Here is an 18,288-nt window from a genome sequence, read left to right as displayed (position 1 = left end):
TTCCAGGGTGCCGTGAGCGAGGGTGCCGTGAGCGGGGCCGCGGGGAGAGCATCGGGCGTCGTCATGGAATGATGACGGAAAACCATAAACGGGAAGAAGGGGAGAAACGTCTTGGACATCAGCGCCACCATCGCACAGGAACTCTGCGAGTCCATCGGGCGGGAACTGGATTCCGTCGTGTCCTTCGTCGGTCAGGGCGGCAGCGTCGTCGCCTCCACCGCGCGGGAGCGGATCGGCACCACCCATCCGGCCGGCGCCGACATCATGGCCCGCCGCCTGGACGAGCGCGCCGTCAGCCGGGACGAGGCGGCCAAGTCCGGCGGCGCCATGCGGGAAGGCTATGCCATCGCCATCGATCTGGACGGCGACCGGGTCGGTGCGCTCGCCGTCGCCGGCCCGACGGAGCAGGCGCGCCGCTTCGCCCGCCTCGCCCGTCATTGGGTGGTGGCGACCTTGCGGGCCGAAACGGCGGAGACGCGCCGCCTCGCCCTGATGCGCGACCTGTCCGAGCGGGTGGAGCGTGAGGTCGGCGGGTTCGCCGCCGAACTGGCCGAGGCCGGCCGCAAGCTGGAATCGGCGGTCGCCGCCGTCCGTTCGGCCGGGACGGAGGGGCTGCGGCAGGCCGCCGATGCCGCCGGTGCGGCCCGCGCCGTCGACGGTTCGGTCAGCGCCATCGCCGGCATGCTGGACCGGCTGGCCTCCACCTCCGACCAGATCTCCGGCGACACCAGCAAGGCGCGGGAGATCAGCCTTGCCGCGGCGTCCGACAGCGACCGCGCCACCACGGTGATGAACTCGTTGCGCTCCGCCGCCGAACAGATCGCCAGCGTGGTGAAGCTGATCAACGCCATCGCCAGCCAGACCAACCTGCTGGCGCTGAACGCGACCATCGAGGCAGCGCGTGCGGGCGAGGCCGGGCGTGGATTCGCCGTCGTCGCCAACGAGGTGAAGGCGCTGTCGCGCCAGACCGCCGACGCCACCAAGCAGATCGCCGATCAGGTCGCCAACCTGCAGAAGGAGACTGCCGCGGTGGACGAGGCGCTGGGCCGCATCCACTCCACCATCGGTTCGATCCAGACGATCAACGGCACCGTCGCCGCGGCCATCGACGAGCAGGCGGCCTTGACTTCGGATGTCGCACGTTCGCTCGACCAGTCGCGCCAGGATGCCATGGCGGCGGAGCAGCGGATCGGCGATGCCGAACAGACGCTGGGCGGGGTGACGCGCACGCTGGAGGAACTGACGACGCTGAGCCGAACCATCGCGGAGCGGGCCGGCACCCTGGGCAGCGGCATCAGCGGCCGGATCACCGACGTGCTGCGTCAGGTCCGGGGATAAGGCTGCTGGCAGTCGACGGAGTCGCCGCCGGGTATGGTGGCTCCGGCGATGGTGGTGCGGGCGCTGCCGCTGCGGGCGGCGGGGGCCGCACCGCCCGGCAGCGGCACGATCAGCCGGCGCTTCACCGGCTGCTGCGCCGCGCGGCGCGACACGCCGGCGAAGATCTGCTTCGACGCCTCGATCATCGTCACCCCGGCGAAGGCCTTGAACCAGCGCCCGCCGACCTCTTCCCAGGCCGGCGCGGTCTTCTGCAGGAAGTGCGAGCGCAGCGGCGGCATGAACAGGGCGTGGCGGGTGCGTTCCGGCACGAACATGGTGTCGCGCAGAACCTGCTTCAGCTGCGAGGCGGAATAGGGGAAACCGTGGCCGAAGGGCGTCCAGTCGGCGCGCGCCCACAGGCCGCGGCGGTTCGGCACCACCGCCAGCACCCGGCCGCCGCCGGCCAGCACCCGCCAGATCTCGCGCATCATCGGCCGCAGCTGTTCGGTGCCTTCCAGGCCGTGGACCAACAGCACGCGGTCGATGGTGTTGTCGCCGAAGGGCAGGTCGGCCTCGTCGCCCAGCGCCACCATGCCCGGCCCTTCCGCCGGCCAGAAGCTGACGCCCTGGCTGGCCGGCATCACCGCGACCACCCGGTCGGCCTCGCCCATGAAGGGACGCAGGTACGGGGTGGTGTAGCCGACGCCGAGCACGATCTGGTTGCGCACGTCCGGCCAGATGGTGCGGATGCGCCGGCGGATCATCCGCTGGGCGGTGCGCCCCAATCCGGACTCGTAGAACTCCCTCAGATCGACGATATCTGTGTACATGGTATCCCAAGCGTAACACGGGTTTCGTATCGCAACAGCAGGGAGTCCGCTGCCGTGGAGGTCATTCTCGTTCCGGCTTTCGCCGACAACTATATCTATGTGCTGCGCGACGCGGCATCCGGCAAGGTCGGTGTGGTCGATCCCGGCGACGCCGCCCCGGTGCAGGCCGAGTTGGAGCGGCGGGGCTGGTCCCTCACCCACATTTTCCTGACCCACCACCATGACGACCATATCGGCGGCGCCGAGGCGCTGAAGGCCCGCTATCGCGCCAGCGTGGTCGGCGCCCGCGCCGATGCCCACCGCATTCCCGGCCTGGACGTGATGCTGGGAGACGGCGACCGCACGGTGTTCGGCGAACAGACCGCCCGCGTCTTCGCGGTTCCCGGCCACACCAGCGGCCATATCGCCTTCTGGTTCGAGGCGGCGGAGACCCTGTTCAGCGGCGACACGCTGTTCTCGCTCGGCTGCGGCCGGCTGTTCGAAGGCACGCCGGCCCAGATGTGGGACTCGCTGCAGAGCCTGCGGGCGCTGACCGATTCGACCCGCGTCTATTGCGGCCACGAATACACCCAGTCGAACGGCCGCTTCGCCCTGACCGTCGATCCCGCCAACGCCGCCCTGCACCAGCGGATGGAGGAGGTGGCGGCTCTGCGCGAGCGGAACCAGCCGACGATTCCCACCACAATCGGGATGGAACGCCGCACCAACCCCTTCCTGCGTGCCGACGATCCCGGCGTCCAGTCCGCCATCGGCATGTCCGGCGCCCCGTCGGTGGAGGTGTTCGCCGAATTGCGCCGGCGCAAGGACCATTTCCGGGGATGAGGGTTGCCGGCCCGGCGGTGGACCGGCGATCCGGCCTGCCGCTAGCCTGTCGTCAACCAAACCGAAGCGGCCAATCAGAAGCGTAAGGAGCGTCCATGTTGAAGCTGCGCTGGAGCGCCACATCCCCCTATGTGCGCAAGGTGATGATGGTGCTGATCGAACGCGGGCTGGAGGACCGGGTGGAGCGGGTGACGACCGATCCCTGGTCGGCCGACACCGACCTGCCCCAGGAAAACCCGCTGGGCAAGGTGCCGGCATTGACGCTGGAAGACGGCACCACCCTGTTCGACAGCCCGGTGATCGTCGAGTATCTCGATTCGCTGGGCGACCGGGCACCGCTGCTTCCGCAGGCCGGCCCGGCCCGCTGGACTGCGCTGCGGCTGCAGGCCATCGCCGACGGCATCTGTGACGCCGCCATCCTGCGCCGGCTGGAGTCCATGCGTCCGGACGGGGAGAAATCCGCCAACTGGATGGAACGCCAGCGCAAGGCGGTCGCCCGCTCGCTCGATCTCCTGGAGGCCGAGGCCGCGTCGCTGGACGGCGAGGCCACCATCGGCACGCTGGCGGTGCTGGTGGCGCTTGGTTACCTCGATTTCCGCTTCGGGCATGAGGATTGGCGCGAGGGGCGGCCGGCGCTGACCGCGTGGTTCGCCAAGGCCTCCGACCGCGACAGCCTGCGGCGGACGGCGCCGCCGGTGTAACGCCGGCCGCAGGGCCAAGCTTTTACGCGGCATACGTGCAGTAGAGCGGCGTCCGGCAGGGTCGGGCGCCGCTTTTCTATTCGGCGCCGTTTACGTTCGATTCACCATGACCGGCTGCGCGACGGATGATTTCCCGTCTCCAGCGATCTTTCGATTGTGCGTCGCGAAAACTTCATCGAAGCGTCACCGATTCATCCAACCAGAAGGGCTACCCATGGCGCCGGCCGGCTCGCGGAGAACCGCGGGCGCGGCACGGACAACCTCCAAGCCACGGGTGGCCCTTATGGCAAAGCCAATCGACCAGCGCCGGCGGTCCGGCATCAAGTCGAAGATGCTGATCGCCTTCGGCACCGTGGCGGCACTTCCCTGCATCGCCGCGGTGGTGGGCTGGATGTCCTATGGCGCCGTCCGCGGCCATGTCGCCGACATCACCGGAACGCAGGTGCCAGTGCTCAGCGCCGCCCATGGCCTTGCCACCACGACGGCGCGGGTGCTGGCGCTGGGGCCGCTGATCGACGCCGCGACCTCCGAGGAGGATCTGGGCCGGCTGCGCAGCGCGGTGGCGGAACAGCGCGGGGCGCTGGACGGGCAGCTCGTCCGGCTGGCGGACGGGTATGGTCATACTGGGGGCGATGCGGATCGCGTCGCGGAACTGACCGGCACCGCCCGCTCGCTGCTCGGCACCATCGACGCGCTGGGGACGGCCACCGGCCGGCGACTCACCCTGCAGGAACAGCGCAGCGGTCGGCTGGCGGAGCTGAGCGACATTCATGCCAAGCTGCTCGCCGCGCTGAAGCCGGACATGCAGGCGTCGCGCGAGCAGCTGGCCCAGGCGATCGCCGCGATGGTCGAGGCGACCTCGCAATCCTCCGCGGTGATCGGCGCCGAGCTGGGGCAGACGGTGATCCCGCTGTTCCAGCTGCGCGGGGCGGAAGCCGCCCTGGCGAAATCGCTGCTGATCGGTGCCTTCGAGACCGACCGGTCGAAGGTGATGTCGCTGTCCACCGACTTCGACTCCGCGCTGTCCGACCTGCAGGGCGCGCTGCGTCCGCTGGCGAAGAACGAAGCGGCGGCTCCGGTCGTGGCAATGATCAACGAGTTGGCAGCGTACGGCGACGGCGACAAGAGCGTCTATACCCGCCGCGTCCGCCAACTCACCCCCGGCATTCCGGAGGCGGAGGCGCACAAGCTGGCCGAATCGCTGGCGGCTGGCGTCGATGACATCGTCCGGCTGGACCGCGACGCCAACGCCCGCATGCTGCCGCTGATGCTCAATTCGCGCGGCCGAATCGCCGAGGCCGGCAACGCGATCGCCGAGCGGATGCAGGACCTGTCAACCAACGTCGTGCCGGCAGCCCAGCACCGCTACACCGTGCTGAGCGGCCTGATGGCCGACGCCAACCTGCTGGCCGGCAAGCTGGCAGAGGCCGGCAATGCGGAAACGCCGACCCGCCTGACGGCAGCCCGCCGCACGCTCGATCCGCTGGCGGCGACGATCCGCGGCACCTTGAAGGACTCGAACGACGATCTGGGCGCGGAGTCCCGCCGGCTGGCGGAGCGGCTGCTGGCGCTTGGCTTCGGCGACGACGGCATCCTGGCTCTGCGCAGCGGCGAACTGGCGGCCTATGCCGAGAATGCCACGCTGATCGACAGCAACCGCAGCACCGGCGCCACCCTGACCGCCATGGTCGACGGGCTGGTCCAATCGGCCGAGCGGGCGACCGCCGACGGGGCCGCCGCCGCCCATGACGCGCTGGAACGCACCAACGAGATCCAAATCCTGCTGGCGACGGCCGGCGTGCTGCTGGCCGGGCTGATCGTCTCGCTCTATGTCGGGCGCCGCGTCGTCGGCCGGATGGAGGCGCTGGCCGACGCCATGCGCCGGGTTGCCGACGGCGACCTGACGGTGGAGCAGAAGGCCGACGGCAACGACGAGATCACCGACATGGCCCGCGCCCTGTTCGTCTTCATCGCCAATGCCCGCGCCATGGAAGAGGCGCATGAGAAGGTGGAGGTCGAGCGCCGCAACGCCGCGTCGGCCCGCCGCACGAGCATGCTGGAGATCGCCGACCAGTTCGAGCGCAACGTGCTGAGCAGCGTCGAGACCCTGGCCGAGGCCGCGAGCGTCATGGCCGCCCGCGCCCGCTCGCTGACTGACATCGCCGCCAACGCCAACGACCGCGCCGAGGCCGCCATGCAGCTGTCCGGTGAAATGGCGGCGGGGATCCAGCAGGTGGCGACCGCCGCGTCGGAAATCTCGCAGTCGATTGCCGAGATCAGCAAGCGCACCGGGGAATCGGCCCGCATCATCGGCGACACCGCCGCCGGGGCGGAGCAGGTGAAGGCCACCGTCGCCGACCTGTCGAGCACGGCGGGTGAGATCGGCACCGTCGTCGGGCTGATCGACGAGATCGCCGGCCAGACCAACCTTCTGGCGCTGAACGCCACCATCGAGGCGGCGAGGGCAGGGGAGATGGGCCGCGGCTTCGCGGTCGTCGCGGGGGAGGTGAAGGCCCTTGCCGGCCAGACCGCCCAGGCCACCGCCGAGATCGCCCGCCAGATCGCCGCGACCCAGGCGGCCAGCCGCGAAACGGCGGAGGTGGTGGCGACCATGACCGGCAGCGTCCAGCGCATCGAATCCAATGCCTCGGCCATCGCCGCGGCGGTGGAGGAACAGGCGATGATCACGTCGAGCATCGTCGACAGCTCCCACCGCGTCGCGGTCGGTACCCAGGCGGCGTCGGACCATGTCGCCGGCCTGTCGGAGGCCGCGGCCAAGGTGCGCGCCCAGGCGGGCGACGTGCTGCAGGTGGCGGAAAGCCTGTCGCACGAGGCGACCAGCCTCGGCTCCGCCGTGCATCTGTTCCTCCAGGAAATCCGGGCCGCGCGATGAGCGGGCGGCTTCGGGCAAGAACGGGTCGGTTTCATAAAACTGACACGTAAACAAAACAAACCCGTCACTGGCGGCGGCTATGGTCACCGCGACGAAGAAGGCGGGTTACGACGTCCGGCCGAGGCCGGGCATTTCTCCAACCCAACGACACCGTCCAAACCTATCGGGAGTTTTGCCGTGAAAACCATGACTTCGGCGTTCGTTCGTTGCGCCGCCTTCGGTGCCCTGGCCGCTCTGTCCGTGTCGGTCGCCCCGCTGTCGGTCGCCTCGGCCGCCGACATCTCCGGCGCCGGTGCCACCTTCCCGTACCCGATCTATGCCAAGTGGGCCGACGCCTACAAGAAGGAGACGGGCACGGGCCTGAACTACCAGTCGATCGGTTCGGGCGGCGGCATCAAGCAGATCAAGGCCAAGACGGTCACCTTCGGCGCTTCGGACATGCCGCTGAAGCCGGAAGAGCTGGAGCAGGCCGGTCTGATCCAGTTCCCGATGATCATGGGCGGCGTGGTTCCGGTCGTGAACCTGAAGGGCATCAAGGCCGGTGAGGTCAAGCTGTCGGGCACCGTTCTCGCCAACATCTACATGGGCGAGATCACCAAGTGGAACGACGCGCAGATCAAGGCGCTGAACCCCGACGTCAACCTGCCGAACACCGCCATTGCCCCGGTCTACCGCTCCGACGGGTCGGGCACCAACTTCCTGTTCACCGACTACCTGTCGAAGACCAGCCCGAAGTTCAAGACCCAGATCGGCGCCAACACCTCCGTCCAGTGGCCGGCCGGTATCGGCGCCAAGGGCAACGAAGGCGTGGCCAACATGGTCAAGCAGACGGACGGCTCGATCGGCTACGTCGAATACGCCTACGCCAAGCAGAACAACATCACCCACCTCGACCTGCAGAACAAGGACGGCAAGACCGTCGCTCCGAAGATCGAGGCCTTCCAGGCTGCCGCCGCCAACGCCGACTGGGCGAACAGCAAGGGCTATTACGTCCTGCTGACCGACGAGCCGGGTGCGGAGAGCTGGCCGATCACCGGCGCCAGCTTCATCCTGATGTACAAGAACCCGCAGGACGCCTCGGCTTCCGGCGAAGCGCTGAAGTTCTTCGACTGGGCCTATAAGAACGGCGACAAGATGGCGACCGAGCTGGACTATGTCCCGATGCCGGACTCGGTGGTGTCGCTGGTCCAGAAGACCTGGGCGCAGACCATCCAGGCCGACGGCAAGCCGGTCTGGACCGCGTCGGCCAAGTAACCACGGCCAACCGACCTCGGGTGGGCCGGCGGACGGCTCGCCCGAGGGCATGATCGCCGGTGGGAGCGGAAATTGCGCCGTTCCCACCGCACGCCTCACGGAGCGGCCATGACCGAGATCGCGCTGACCTTGACCGACGCACACGCCTCCACCGCCCGACGGGCCCGCCGCCAGCGCCTGCAGGATGCGGCCTTCCGCAACGCCACCCTCGCATTCGCGCTGCTCGTCCTGCTGATCCTGGGCGGCGTCACGGTTTCCCTGATCGACGGCGCGCTTCCGGCACTGCGCACGTTCGGCTTCGGCTTCGTCGCGACCGAAGTCTGGAACCCGGTGTCCGAGCAATTCGGCGCGCTCGCCCCGATTTACGGCACGCTGGTCACGTCCATCATCGCCATGGCCGTCGGCATTCCCGTCAGCTTCGGCATCGCGCTGTTCATCACCGAGATGTGCCCGGCCTGGCTGAAGCGCCCGCTCGGCGTCGCCATCGAGCTGCTCGCCGGCATTCCCAGCATCATCTACGGCATCTGGGGCCTGTTCGTCTTCGCCCCCTTCATGCAGTCGACCATCCAGCCCTTCCTGATCAACACGCTGGGCCAGATCCCCGGCATCGGCAACCTGTTCATGGGCCCGCCCTACGGCATCGGCATCCTGACCGCCGGCCTGATCCTGGGCATCATGGTGCTGCCCTTCATCACCTCCATCACCCGCGACGTCTTCGAGACGGTGCCGCCGATGGTGCGCGAGTCCGCCTATGGGCTGGGCGCCACCACCTGGGAGGTGGTGTGGAACGTGGTACTGCCCTACACCCGCACCGGCGTGGTCGGCGGCGTCATGCTGGGCCTCGGCCGGGCGCTGGGCGAGACGATGGCGGTCACCTTCGTCATCGGCAACGCGCACCGCATCAGCTCCTCGATCATGGCGCCGGGCACGACGATCTCGGCCTCCATCGCCAACGAATTCACCGAGGCGGTCGGCGACGTCTACACCTCCTCGCTGGTGGCGCTGGGCCTGATCCTGTTCCTGATCACCTTCACCGTGCTGTCGATCGCCAAGCTGATGCTGCTGCGCCTGCAGCGCAAGGCCGGAGTCTGAGGCCCATGACCATGTCCAATTCCGCGACGCTGGCGACCCCGATCGGGGGGCTGTATCACCGCCGGCGCATTGCCAACAAGCTGGCGCTGACCCTGGCGCTGGGCGCCGCCGGCTTCGGCCTGTTCTGGCTGGTCGCCATCCTGTGGACGCTGCTCTACAACGGGCTGTCGGCGATCAATCTCAGCCTGTTCACCGAGAACACGCCGCCGCCGGGCGGAGAGGGCGGTCTGCTGAACGCCATCTTCGGCAGCGTCATCATGACCACGGTCGCCACACTGGTCGGCACGCCGGTCGGCGTCATGGCCGGCACCTATCTGGCGGAGTTCGGCCGGGGCACCAAGCTGGCCGAGGTGGTGCGCTTCATCAACGACGTGCTGCTGAGCGCGCCGTCGATCATGGTCGGCCTGTTCGTCTACGAGGTGCTGGTCGTCCGCATGGGCCATTTCTCGGCCTGGGCCGGCGCCATGGCGCTCGCGGTGCTGGTCATCCCGGTCGTCGTCCGCACGACCGAGGACATGCTGAAGCTGGTGCCCAACAGCCTGCGCGAGGCCGCCGCCGCCCTGGGCGCGCCGCAGTGGAAGGTCATCACCATGGTGGCCTACCGCGCCGCCCGCAACGGGATGATCACCGGCGTGCTGCTGGCCGTCGCCCGCATCAGCGGCGAAACCGCGCCGCTGCTGTTCACCGCCCTGAACAACCAGTTCTGGAGCGCGGACATGAACGCGCCGATGGCCAACCTGCCGGTGGTCATCTTCCAGTACGCGATGTCGCCCTATGAGGACTGGCGCCAGCTGGCCTGGGGTGGCGCGCTGCTGATCACGGTCGCCATCCTGCTCCTCAACATCGGCGCCCGGCTGCTGGCCGGTCTCGGCACGACGAGAAAGTAACCATGACGATGACCCACATGGACGCCAACAGCCCCGCCCACGGCAGCCGCCAGATGCCCCCCAGCATGATGGGCGGAACCGCCGCCGATCGTGCAATCGCCGGTGCCGGCCTGCCCGAGAAGATCAGCGTCCGCAACCTGGACTTCTTCTATGACGGCTACCGGGCGCTGAAGAGCATCTCGTTGCCGCTGTACGACCGTCAGGTCACCGCCTTCATCGGCCCGTCGGGCTGCGGCAAGTCGACCCTGCTGCGCATCCTGAACCGGATGTACGACCTCTATCCCAAGCAGGTCGCCACCGGCGAGGTGCTGCTGGACGGCCACAACATCCTGTCGCCCAAGCAGGACCTGAACCTGCTGCGCGCCCGCGTCGGCATGGTGTTCCAGAAGCCGACGCCGTTTCCGATGTCGATCTACGACAACATCGCCTTCGGCGTGAAGCTGTACGAGAAGCTGTCCCGCGCCGACATGGACGAGCGGGTGGAGTTCTCGCTGCGCCGCGCCGCGCTGTGGGACGAGGTGAAGGACAAGCTGCGCCAGAACGGCATGAGCCTGTCCGGCGGCCAGCAGCAGCGCCTGTGCATCGCCCGCGCCATCGCGGTGAAGCCGTCGGTCCTGCTGCTCGACGAGCCGACCTCGGCGCTCGACCCCATCTCCACCGCCAAGTGCGAGGAGCTGATCGACGAGCTGCGCTCCGACTACTGCATCGCCATCGTCACCCACAACATGCAGCAGGCGGCCCGCATCTCCAACTTCACCGCCTTCATGTATCTGGGCGAACTGATTGAGTTCGGGAACACGGAAGAGATCTTCACCAACCCGACCAAGGAAAAGACGTCCGAATACATCACCGGCCGCTTCGGCTGAGGTTTTGTGCCGCCGGTCCTGCCCGCTGTGGGAAAGGGTCGGCGGCATTTTGCCTTTCGGGTGCTTGAGAAGTCGGCAACGGCTGGGGAGGGAAACACGCCCCACGGACCCGAAGGCTGCCCGGCATCCCTTACGGTACGCCGCTGCCTATTCACGACTGTAGCACCATAAGGTGGGTGTCGGCATAGACGCATGCGATAAGATTTCCATAATCGAACTTATGTGTTTTTTTGGTGTGTGTAAGCGCAAAGCTAAACTGTCAGTCCCTCGCAACATGGAACTGTCAGTCTTCCGTCAGCTTTGCGATGCCAATGTGCCGATGCTGCTGCGGAATAATTCCGCCGCTTCGGCAGGATGTGCAGAATTTTCCAAACCGGCCGCGAACCGACAAGACCGGTGTCGCGTCGATGACAGACTTTGTCGCTCCACCCATCTGAAACATTGGGAAGGCGACGGCAATGTCCGCACCGGCTGCGAGTGGCACTTCTCCCCTGCCATGGCTTCTGCTTCTCCTGTCGGTGACGACGGGGCTGGTCGACGCCATCAGCGTTCTTGGGCTGGGCAAGGTCTTCACCGCCAACATGACCGGCAACATCGTCTTTCTCGGCTTTGCCGCGGTGGGAACGCCGGGCTTTCTGGTCATGCCGGCGGTGACGGCGCTGGTCTCCTTCCTTGCCGGCGCCCTGATCGCCGGCCGGCTCGGCAGGACGCTGGCCGGACGGCCGATGCGGCACTGGCTGCTGGCCTCGGCGCTGTTCGAAACGTCGCTGTTCTGGATCGCGGCGGTCGTCGCTGCCGGCTTCGATGCCGACCTGAATGCCGCGGTGCAATCCAGGGCGTTCGGCATCTATGCGATCATCGCGCTGACCGGGTTCGCCATGGGCTTCCGCAACGGGACCGTCCGGCAATTGAAGGTTCCCGACCTGACCACGACGGTTCTGACCCTGACCCTGACGGGGGTGGCCGCCGATTCCAGCCTCGCCGGCGGGGCGAACCTCAACCTCGGCCGGCGGGTGGCCAGCGTGGCGGCGATCTTTCTCGGGGCCGCCATCGGCGCCGTCATGGTGATGCAGAGCGGATTGGTGCTTCCCCTGGTCGTCGTGGGGGCGCTGGTGCTGGCCGGCACCGCAGTCTGCGCGCTTCACCCCGTGGCCGCCGCGCCGGCAGCGGCCTGACGCTTCGGAGATCGATCATGAAGGCCGGCCGGATGGAGGCGTTCACCGATGGGGTGCTGGCAATCGTCATTACCATCATGGTGCTTGAGTTGAAGGTGCCGGTTGACGGCAGTCTTGCCGCGCTGGCGGAGCGTGTTCCCATTCTGCTGGCCTATGTGCTGTCCTTCATCAATGTCGGACTGTACTGGAACAACCATCATCATCTGTTGCAGGCGACCACCCGGATCGACGGGCGGGTTCTGTGGGCGAATCTTTTTCTGCTGTTCTGGCTGTCGCTGGTTCCCTTCGTCATCCGCTGGCTCGACGATAGTTCGTTCTCGCCGGTGGCGACGGCGGCCTATGGCGTCGTCCTCGGCATGGCGGCGGTCGGCTACAGCCTGACCGAACATGCGATCATCGCCTGCGGCGGCCGGGAGTCGGCCGTGGCGCGTGCCGTCGGGTCCGATCTGAAGGGCAAGATCAGCCTGGCCATCTATGTGTTGGCCATTCCGGCGGCCTTCATCCTGCAATGGCTGTCCATCCTGCTGTACGTCCTGGTGATCCTGTTGTGGCTGGTGCCTGACCGCCGGATCGAACGCACCTTGGAGGGGTGACAAAGCGATCAGCGCATACAGGGATTTACCGGTGGCGGTGATCGGCAAGCCGACCTAACCGCGTGCGACGGCAAAACATATCCGCTATCGGAAATAATTCGCTTCACAACAGGCTGCGCGCATCCTATGATGATGCTTCATTGTGCGATGCCGCCCGGCCTGCCCTCTCTGGCCGGGGCGCGCCCGCGCCCTGTTCGGGCGCCTTAAACCTCGTTGTTCCTGAAGGTCTTTTCCATGTCTCCCGTTCTTCGTCCGCGCAAGGCCGCGACGGCCTTCATTCTCGTCACCGCGGCGCTCGATATCGTGGCGATGGGCATCGTCATTCCGGTGCTGCCGGCGTTGATCGAGCAGTTCGCCGGAGCCGACGCCCAGGCCGGCACCATCAATGGTGCGCTGATCGCGCTGTGGGCGCTGATGCAATTCTTCTGCTCCCCGGTGATCGGGTCGCTGTCCGACCGGTTCGGGCGGCGGCCGGTGATCCTGCTGTCGGCGCTGGGGCTGGCGGCGGATTATGTGCTGATGGCGGTGGCGCCGAACCTGTGGTGGCTGGTGGTCGGACGGGCGATCGCCGGCGTCACCTCCTCCAGCTTCACCACCGTCTTCGCCTATATGGCCGACGTGACACCGCCGGAGCAGCGGGCGCGCGCCTATGGCCTGATCGGCGCCGCATTCAGCGCCGGCTTCATCGCCGGTCCGCTTCTGGGCGGTCTGCTGGGCGAAATCTCACCGCGGGCGCCTTTCTGGGGGGCGGGCCTGCTCAGCGGGCTGGCGTTCCTCTATGGTCTGGTGGTGCTGCCGGAATCGCTGCCACCGGAAAGCCGCATGGCCTTTTCCTGGCGCCGGGCCAACCCGTTCGGGGCGCTGCGGCTGCTGCGTTCGCACCCGGAGCTGTCGGGTCTGTCGATGGTCAATTTCATGCTTCATGTCTCCCATCAGGTCTTCCCCGCCGTTTTCGTGCTCTATGCCGCGCATCGCTATGGCTGGAGCGCGTGGGATGTCGGGCTTCTGCTGGCGGTGGTCGGCGCGCTCGACATGGTCATGCAGGGGCTGGTGGTGTCGCGCATGGTGAAATGGCTGGGCGACCGCGGCACGATGGTCGTCGGCCTGTTCGGCGGGGCCGTCGGGCTGGCCTGCATGGGGCTGGCGCCGGATGGCGGCTGGTTCGCGCTCGCCATCCTGCCGAACGCGCTGTGGGGCCTGGCGATGCCGACCATCCAGTCGCTGATGACGCAGCGGGTCAGCCCGTCGGAACAGGGTCAGCTGCAGGGTGCCAACATGAGCGTGGCCAGCGTCGCCGGCATCCTGTCGCCGGTCTTCTTCGGGGCGGTCTATTCCGCTTCGGTGGGCAGCGAAGCGCTGTTCCCGCTTCCGGGTGCAGCCTTCCTGATCGCGGCGCTGGTGCTGCTGGCCGGTGCGCTGATCGGCTGGGTGGTGGCGCGCCGCAATGGACGGGCCGTGGGGGCGGACGGTGTCGCCGCCTGAACGGCACCCTGCCCTTCCCCGTGCCCAACCCCCATGGCCGGCCCTTGCACCGGCTGTGGGGCGTCCCACATAGCTGTCGCGCCACCCCGCACAATGTCCCATTGCTCCGCTGCGTTATCAGCGGTGGGAATTTGGCGGACGACAGGGTAAGACTGTCGGCTTATCCATCCGCATTGTTGATAGAGACCCGGAGAACGCGATGCTCGCGGCCCCCAACCTGTTCGCCCACCGCCCGGACCGGAGCGTGCGCCCCAAGGCGGCGCCCTTCCTGCCGATGTCGCGTGCGGAAATGGACCGGCTGGGCTGGGACCAGTGCGACGTGATCGTCGTCACCGGCGACGCCTATATCGACCATCCCAGCTTCGGCATGGCCATCATCGGCCGGCTGCTGGAATCGCAGGGCCTGCGCGTCGGCATCATCGCCCAGCCGGACTGGAGCAGTGCGGAGCCGTTCAAGATCCTGGGCAAGCCGCGGCTGTTCTGGGGCGTGACCGGCGGCAACATGGATTCGATGGTCAACCACTACACGGCCGACCGTCGCCTGCGCCACAACGACAGCTACACGCCGAACGACGAGGGCGGCAAGCGGCCGGACCGCGCCGTCATCGTCTATTCCCAGCGCTGCCGCGAAGCCTACAAGGACGTGCCCATCGTCCTTGGCGGCATCGAGGCGTCGTTGCGCCGCATCGCCCAGTACGATCATTGGAGCGAGAAGATCCGCCGCTCCGTCCTGGTCGATTCCAAGGCGGACATGCTGGTCTTCGGCAATGCCGAACGTGCAATCATCGAGATCGCCCAGCGGTCGCTGAAGGGGGAATCGCCCAAGGCGATGACCGACATCCGCGGCACCGCGATCATGCGCTCGTCCCTGCCGGAAGGCTGGACGGTGGTCGACAGCAGCTCCATCGACGATCCGTCGGCGCCGGTGTCGCCGCGCGCCGCCGGGGCCGACCGCATGGCGGTGCGCCTGCCCAGCTTCGAACAGGTGACGGCCGACAAGGTGCTCTACGCCCATGCCAGCCGCGTGCTGCACCAGGAGAGCAATCCCGGCAACGCCCGCGCGCTGGTCCAGCGCCATGGCGACCGCGACGTGTGGCTGAACCCGCCGCCGATCCCGCTGGAAACCAACGAGATGGACGGCGTCTACGACCTGCCCTATGCGCGGGCGCCGCATCCGTCCTATGGCGATGCGCGCATCCCGGCCTGGGAGATGATCCGCTTCTCGGTCAACATCATGCGTGGCTGCTTCGGCGGTTGTTCCTTCTGCTCGATCACCGAGCATGAGGGGCGCGTCATCCAGAGCCGGTCGGAAGGCTCCATCCTGCGCGAGATCGAGCATATCCGCGACAAGACCAAGGGCTTCACCGGCGTCATCTCCGACATGGGCGGGCCGACCGCCAACATGTATCGCCTCGCCTGCAAGGACAAGGAGACGGAATCCGTCTGCCGGCGCCCGTCCTGCGTCTTCCCGGACATCTGCAAGAATCTGAACACCGACCATTCCTCGCTGGTGCAGCTCTACCGCAAGGCCCGCGCGGTGCCGGGGGTGAAGAAGATCCACATCGCGTCGGGGCTGCGCTACGACCTCGCCGTGCGCAATCCGGAATATGTCAAGGAGCTGGTGACCCACCATGTCGGCGGTTACCTGAAGATCGCGCCGGAACACACCGAGCCGGGTCCGCTGGCGAAGATGATGAAGCCCGGCATGGGCGCCTATGACGAGTTCAAGCGGATGTTCGACAAGGCGGCGAAGGAGGCGGGCAAGAAGCTCTACCTGATCCCCTACTTCATCGCCGCCCATCCCGGCACCACGGACGAGGACATGATGAACCTCGCATTGTGGCTGAAGCGGAACGGCTTCAAGGCGGATCAGGTGCAGACCTTCCTGCCCTCGCCGATGTCGCTGGCGACCGCGATGTACCACAGCGAGCGCAACCCCCTGCGTCCGGTTCGCCGCGTCGGGTCGGAGATGGTGTCGTCGGCGAAGGGGCTGAAGCAACGGCGCCTGCACAAGGCCTTCCTGCGCTACCACGATCCGGAGAACTGGCCGATCCTGCGCGAGGCGCTGAAGCGCCTGGGCCGCGAGGACCTGATCGGACCGGGCGAGGAGCAGTTGATCCCGGCCTGGCAGCCGGTGGGTGCCACCGCCAAGCCGCGCGAGAAGGGGCCGAAGTGCAAGTCCTTCCTGACCCAGCAGGCTGGCCAGGGCCGCCGCGTGGTGCCGCCGGTTGGCAAGCCGCCGGGGGCGAAGCCGGCTGGGGCTGGAGGCAAGCCTTCCGGCATGAAGCCGCGCCAGACGAATTTGAAGGGTCGGTGACGGTAAAGGGCGCACGCCCCATTCTCCTCTCCCCCCTGGGGAGAGGGTCAGGGTGAGGGGGAAGCACGGCGGGGATTTCCGCAACGTCCTGCCACCATCCCCCTCACCCCCCCCACGCCGCCGGGGTGGGTCCCCTCCCTCTCCCCGGGGGAGAGAGGGCGATCATTGCCGCATTTCCCCCCAACGCTGCTTTTGGCGGCGCCGCCGCCTGCATGGCCGGCCCTGCCCCGGTTGGAACCCATGGCTCTGTCCAAACGCACCCCGCGCCCGAACGCCATCCGCAGCGTTCTGGCCTTCACCTTCCGTCACTGGCGCCGCCAGACCCCGCTGGCCGTCGGCATCGCCGGAGCCATCGCCCTGGCGACGCTGGCCGACGTCTTCATGCCGCTGTTCGCCGGCAGGCTGGTCGATGCGCTGACCCTGCTGCCGGGCGACCGCGACGCGGCGCTGCATGCGGCCCTGACCGCCTTCGGTGCCATGGTGGCGCTGGGCGTCGGCATGGTGGTGATGCGCCATCTCGCCTGGAGTGGCGTCATCCCCTTCACCCTGCGCATCATGGCCGATGTCGGCCAGGACAGCTTCCACCGCATCCAGCGCTTTTCCACCGACTGGCACGCCAACAGCTTCGCCGGGTCGGTGGTGCGCAAGATCACCCGCGGCATGTGGGCGCTCGACACGCTGGACGACACGCTGCTGCTGGCGCTGTGGCCGTCGCTGGTCGTGCTGATCGGCACGATGGTGACGCTTGGGCTGCATTGGCCGGCGATGGGGCTGGTCATCGCGCTCGGCACCGCGGTCTACATCGCGATGACGGTGATGTTCTCCACCCTCTACATCGCGCCGGCCGCCCGGCTGTCGAATGCCTGGGATACGAAACTGGGTGGGACGCTGGCCGACGCCATCGGCTGCAACGCGGTGGTCAAGGCCTTCGGTGCCGAGCCGCGCGAGGATGACCGGCTGGCCGGCGTGGTCGACAAGTGGAGCCGCCGCACCCACCGCACCTGGACCCGCCACACCCGCCACAGCACCGTGCAGCTGGTGGTTCTGCTGCTGATCCGCAGCAGCGTGGTGGCGACGGCGCTGTGGCTTTGGTGGCGGGGGCAGGCGACGCCGGGCGACGTCGCCTATGTGCTGACCACCTATTTCGTCGTGCATGGCTATCTGCGCGACATCGGCATGCACATCAACCACCTCCAGCGCTCCGTCAACGAGATGGAGGAGCTGGTGGCGATCCATGCGGAACCGCTGGGGGTGGAGGACCGGCCGGACGCGACGCCGATCCGCATCGGCGCGGGCGAGGTGCGCTTCGATCATGTCACCTTCCAATATGGCGGCCACACCACCCCCCTCTACCGCGACCTGTCGGTGACCATTAAGGCGGGGGAGCGGGTCGGACTGGTCGGGCCGTCGGGGTCGGGTAAGACCACCTTCGTCAAGCTGATCCAGCGCCTGTATGACGTGACCGACGGCCGTGTGCTGATCGACGGGCAGGAGGTCGCGGCGACGACCCAACAGTCGCTGCGCTCGCAGATCGCCATCGTCCCGCAGGAGCCGATCCTGTTCCACCGCACGCTGGCGGAGAACATCGCCTATGGCCGCCCCGGCGCGTCGATGGCGGAGATCGAGCGGGCGGCCAAGCTCGCCAACGCCCACGACTTCATCGCCCGCTTGCCGAAGGGCTATGCGACGCTGGTCGGCGAGCGCGGCGTCAAGCTGTCGGGCGGCGAGCGTCAGCGGGTGGCGCTGGCCCGCGCCTTCCTGGCCGACGCGCCGATCCTGATCCTGGACGAGGCGACCTCCAGCCTGGATTCGGAATCGGAGGCGCTGATCCAGGAGGCGATCGAGCGGCTGATGCAGGGCCGCACCGCCATCATCATCGCCCACCGCCTGTCCACCGTCCGCACGCTGGACCGCATCCTGGTCTTCAACCAGGGCCGGGTTGTGGAGGAAGGCAGCCACGCCGCCCTGCTCCACCGGGCGGGCGGGCTCTACCGCCGCCTGTTCGAACAGCAGTCGGCGCCGGAGCCGATCCGCCGGATCGGGGGCTGAGGGAGGGGAT

Annotated in this window: 14 protein-coding genes; 13 read left to right on the top strand and 1 reads right to left on the bottom strand. The window is 67.8% G+C overall.

Going from position 1 to position 18,288, the window contains the following annotated elements:
* Positions 1-111: 111 nt before the first annotated feature.
* Positions 112-1,338, top strand: a complete 1,227-nt coding sequence (locus ACCD06_RS01100) for a methyl-accepting chemotaxis protein (RefSeq protein ID WP_413338122.1) — start codon at positions 112-114, stop codon at positions 1,336-1,338.
* On the opposite strand, the gene ACCD06_RS01095 is transcribed toward ACCD06_RS01100, so the two are convergent.
* Positions 1,323-2,147, bottom strand: a complete 825-nt coding sequence (locus ACCD06_RS01095) for a methyltransferase domain-containing protein (protein WP_109075041.1) — start codon at positions 2,145-2,147, stop codon at positions 1,323-1,325. The two genes, ACCD06_RS01100 and ACCD06_RS01095, sit on opposite strands and share 16 nt — an antisense overlap.
* A gap of 54 nt (positions 2,148-2,201) precedes the next feature.
* Between ACCD06_RS01095 and gloB the strand changes: the two genes are divergently transcribed.
* The 12 genes from gloB to ACCD06_RS01035 all read left to right on the top strand — a co-directional run bounded on the left by gloB (position 2,202) and on the right by ACCD06_RS01035 (position 18,278).
* On the top strand, positions 2,202-2,969 hold the full coding sequence (gene gloB, locus ACCD06_RS01090) for a hydroxyacylglutathione hydrolase (protein ID WP_413338119.1): 768 nt from the start codon (positions 2,202-2,204) through the stop codon (positions 2,967-2,969).
* 95 nt (positions 2,970-3,064) lie between these two features.
* Positions 3,065-3,670: a glutathione S-transferase N-terminal domain-containing protein gene (locus ACCD06_RS01085; protein WP_413338117.1), complete on the top strand. Its 606-nt coding sequence runs from the start codon at positions 3,065-3,067 to the stop codon at positions 3,668-3,670.
* A gap of 283 nt (positions 3,671-3,953) precedes the next feature.
* Positions 3,954-6,563 carry a methyl-accepting chemotaxis protein gene (locus ACCD06_RS01080; protein WP_413338115.1) on the top strand — a complete coding sequence of 870 codons (2,610 nt, stop codon included), beginning with the start codon at positions 3,954-3,956 and terminating at the stop codon, positions 6,561-6,563.
* A gap of 186 nt (positions 6,564-6,749) precedes the next feature.
* Entirely contained in the window at positions 6,750-7,817 is a 1,068-nt protein-coding gene (gene pstS, locus ACCD06_RS01075; RefSeq protein ID WP_413338361.1) for a phosphate ABC transporter substrate-binding protein PstS, read from the top strand.
* 108 nt (positions 7,818-7,925) lie between these two features.
* Positions 7,926-8,909, top strand: coding sequence for a phosphate ABC transporter permease subunit PstC (gene pstC / locus ACCD06_RS01070; RefSeq protein ID WP_109075037.1), 984 nt, complete (start codon positions 7,926-7,928; stop codon positions 8,907-8,909).
* Between the two features lie 5 nt (positions 8,910-8,914).
* Positions 8,915-9,796 (top strand): phosphate ABC transporter permease PstA, encoded by an 882-nt coding sequence (gene pstA, locus ACCD06_RS01065; protein ID WP_109075036.1) that lies wholly within the window; start codon positions 8,915-8,917, stop codon positions 9,794-9,796.
* Between the two features lie 2 nt (positions 9,797-9,798).
* A complete protein-coding gene (pstB, locus tag ACCD06_RS01060; RefSeq protein WP_413338112.1) occupies positions 9,799-10,662 on the top strand; it encodes a phosphate ABC transporter ATP-binding protein PstB in 864 nt (287 codons plus the stop codon).
* 458 nt (positions 10,663-11,120) lie between these two features.
* Entirely contained in the window at positions 11,121-11,837 is a 717-nt protein-coding gene (locus ACCD06_RS01055) for a YoaK family protein (protein WP_413338110.1), read from the top strand.
* A gap of 17 nt (positions 11,838-11,854) precedes the next feature.
* Positions 11,855-12,430, top strand: a complete 576-nt coding sequence (locus ACCD06_RS01050; RefSeq protein ID WP_109075034.1) for a TMEM175 family protein — start codon at positions 11,855-11,857, stop codon at positions 12,428-12,430.
* Between the two features lie 234 nt (positions 12,431-12,664).
* Positions 12,665-13,912, top strand: a complete 1,248-nt coding sequence (locus tag ACCD06_RS01045) for a TCR/Tet family MFS transporter (RefSeq protein WP_413338108.1) — start codon at positions 12,665-12,667, stop codon at positions 13,910-13,912.
* Between the two features lie 199 nt (positions 13,913-14,111).
* Complete coding sequence (locus ACCD06_RS01040; RefSeq protein ID WP_136702341.1) at positions 14,112-16,229, top strand: YgiQ family radical SAM protein; 2,118 nt, start codon at positions 14,112-14,114, stop codon at positions 16,227-16,229.
* A 240-nt stretch (positions 16,230-16,469) separates the two neighbouring features.
* A complete protein-coding gene (locus ACCD06_RS01035) occupies positions 16,470-18,278 on the top strand; it encodes an ABC transporter ATP-binding protein (RefSeq protein WP_109075031.1) in 1,809 nt (602 codons plus the stop codon).
* The last annotated feature ends 10 nt before the right edge of the window (positions 18,279-18,288 follow it).

The sequence above is a fragment of the Azospirillum sp. CT11-132 genome, assembly GCF_047302835.1.
Classification (GTDB): domain Bacteria; phylum Pseudomonadota; class Alphaproteobacteria; order Azospirillales; family Azospirillaceae; genus Azospirillum.
Note: the sequence above shows the minus strand (reverse complement) of the source record. Positions and strands in the feature narration are given on the sequence as shown.

Excerpts from the sequence above, each read along its gene's own strand:
- ACCD06_RS01095 (WP_109075041.1), bottom strand. The coding sequence starts at position 2,147 with ATGTACACAGATATCGTCGATCTGAGGGAGTTCTACGAGTCCGGATTG.
- ACCD06_RS01085 (WP_413338117.1), top strand. The coding sequence starts at position 3,065 with ATGTTGAAGCTGCGCTGGAGCGCCACATCCCCCTATGTGCGCAAGGTG.
- ACCD06_RS01080 (WP_413338115.1), top strand. The coding sequence starts at position 3,954 with ATGGCAAAGCCAATCGACCAGCGCCGGCGGTCCGGCATCAAGTCGAAG.
- pstS (WP_413338361.1), top strand. The coding sequence starts at position 6,750 with ATGACTTCGGCGTTCGTTCGTTGCGCCGCCTTCGGTGCCCTGGCCGCT.
- pstC (WP_109075037.1), top strand. The coding sequence starts at position 7,926 with ATGACCGAGATCGCGCTGACCTTGACCGACGCACACGCCTCCACCGCC.
- pstA (WP_109075036.1), top strand. The coding sequence starts at position 8,915 with ATGACCATGTCCAATTCCGCGACGCTGGCGACCCCGATCGGGGGGCTG.
- pstB (WP_413338112.1), top strand. The coding sequence starts at position 9,799 with ATGACGATGACCCACATGGACGCCAACAGCCCCGCCCACGGCAGCCGC.
- ACCD06_RS01055 (WP_413338110.1), top strand. The coding sequence starts at position 11,121 with ATGTCCGCACCGGCTGCGAGTGGCACTTCTCCCCTGCCATGGCTTCTG.
- ACCD06_RS01050 (WP_109075034.1), top strand. The coding sequence starts at position 11,855 with ATGAAGGCCGGCCGGATGGAGGCGTTCACCGATGGGGTGCTGGCAATC.
- ACCD06_RS01045 (WP_413338108.1), top strand. The coding sequence starts at position 12,665 with ATGTCTCCCGTTCTTCGTCCGCGCAAGGCCGCGACGGCCTTCATTCTC.
- ACCD06_RS01040 (WP_136702341.1), top strand. The coding sequence starts at position 14,112 with ATGCTCGCGGCCCCCAACCTGTTCGCCCACCGCCCGGACCGGAGCGTG.
- ACCD06_RS01035 (WP_109075031.1), top strand. The coding sequence starts at position 16,470 with ATGGCTCTGTCCAAACGCACCCCGCGCCCGAACGCCATCCGCAGCGTT.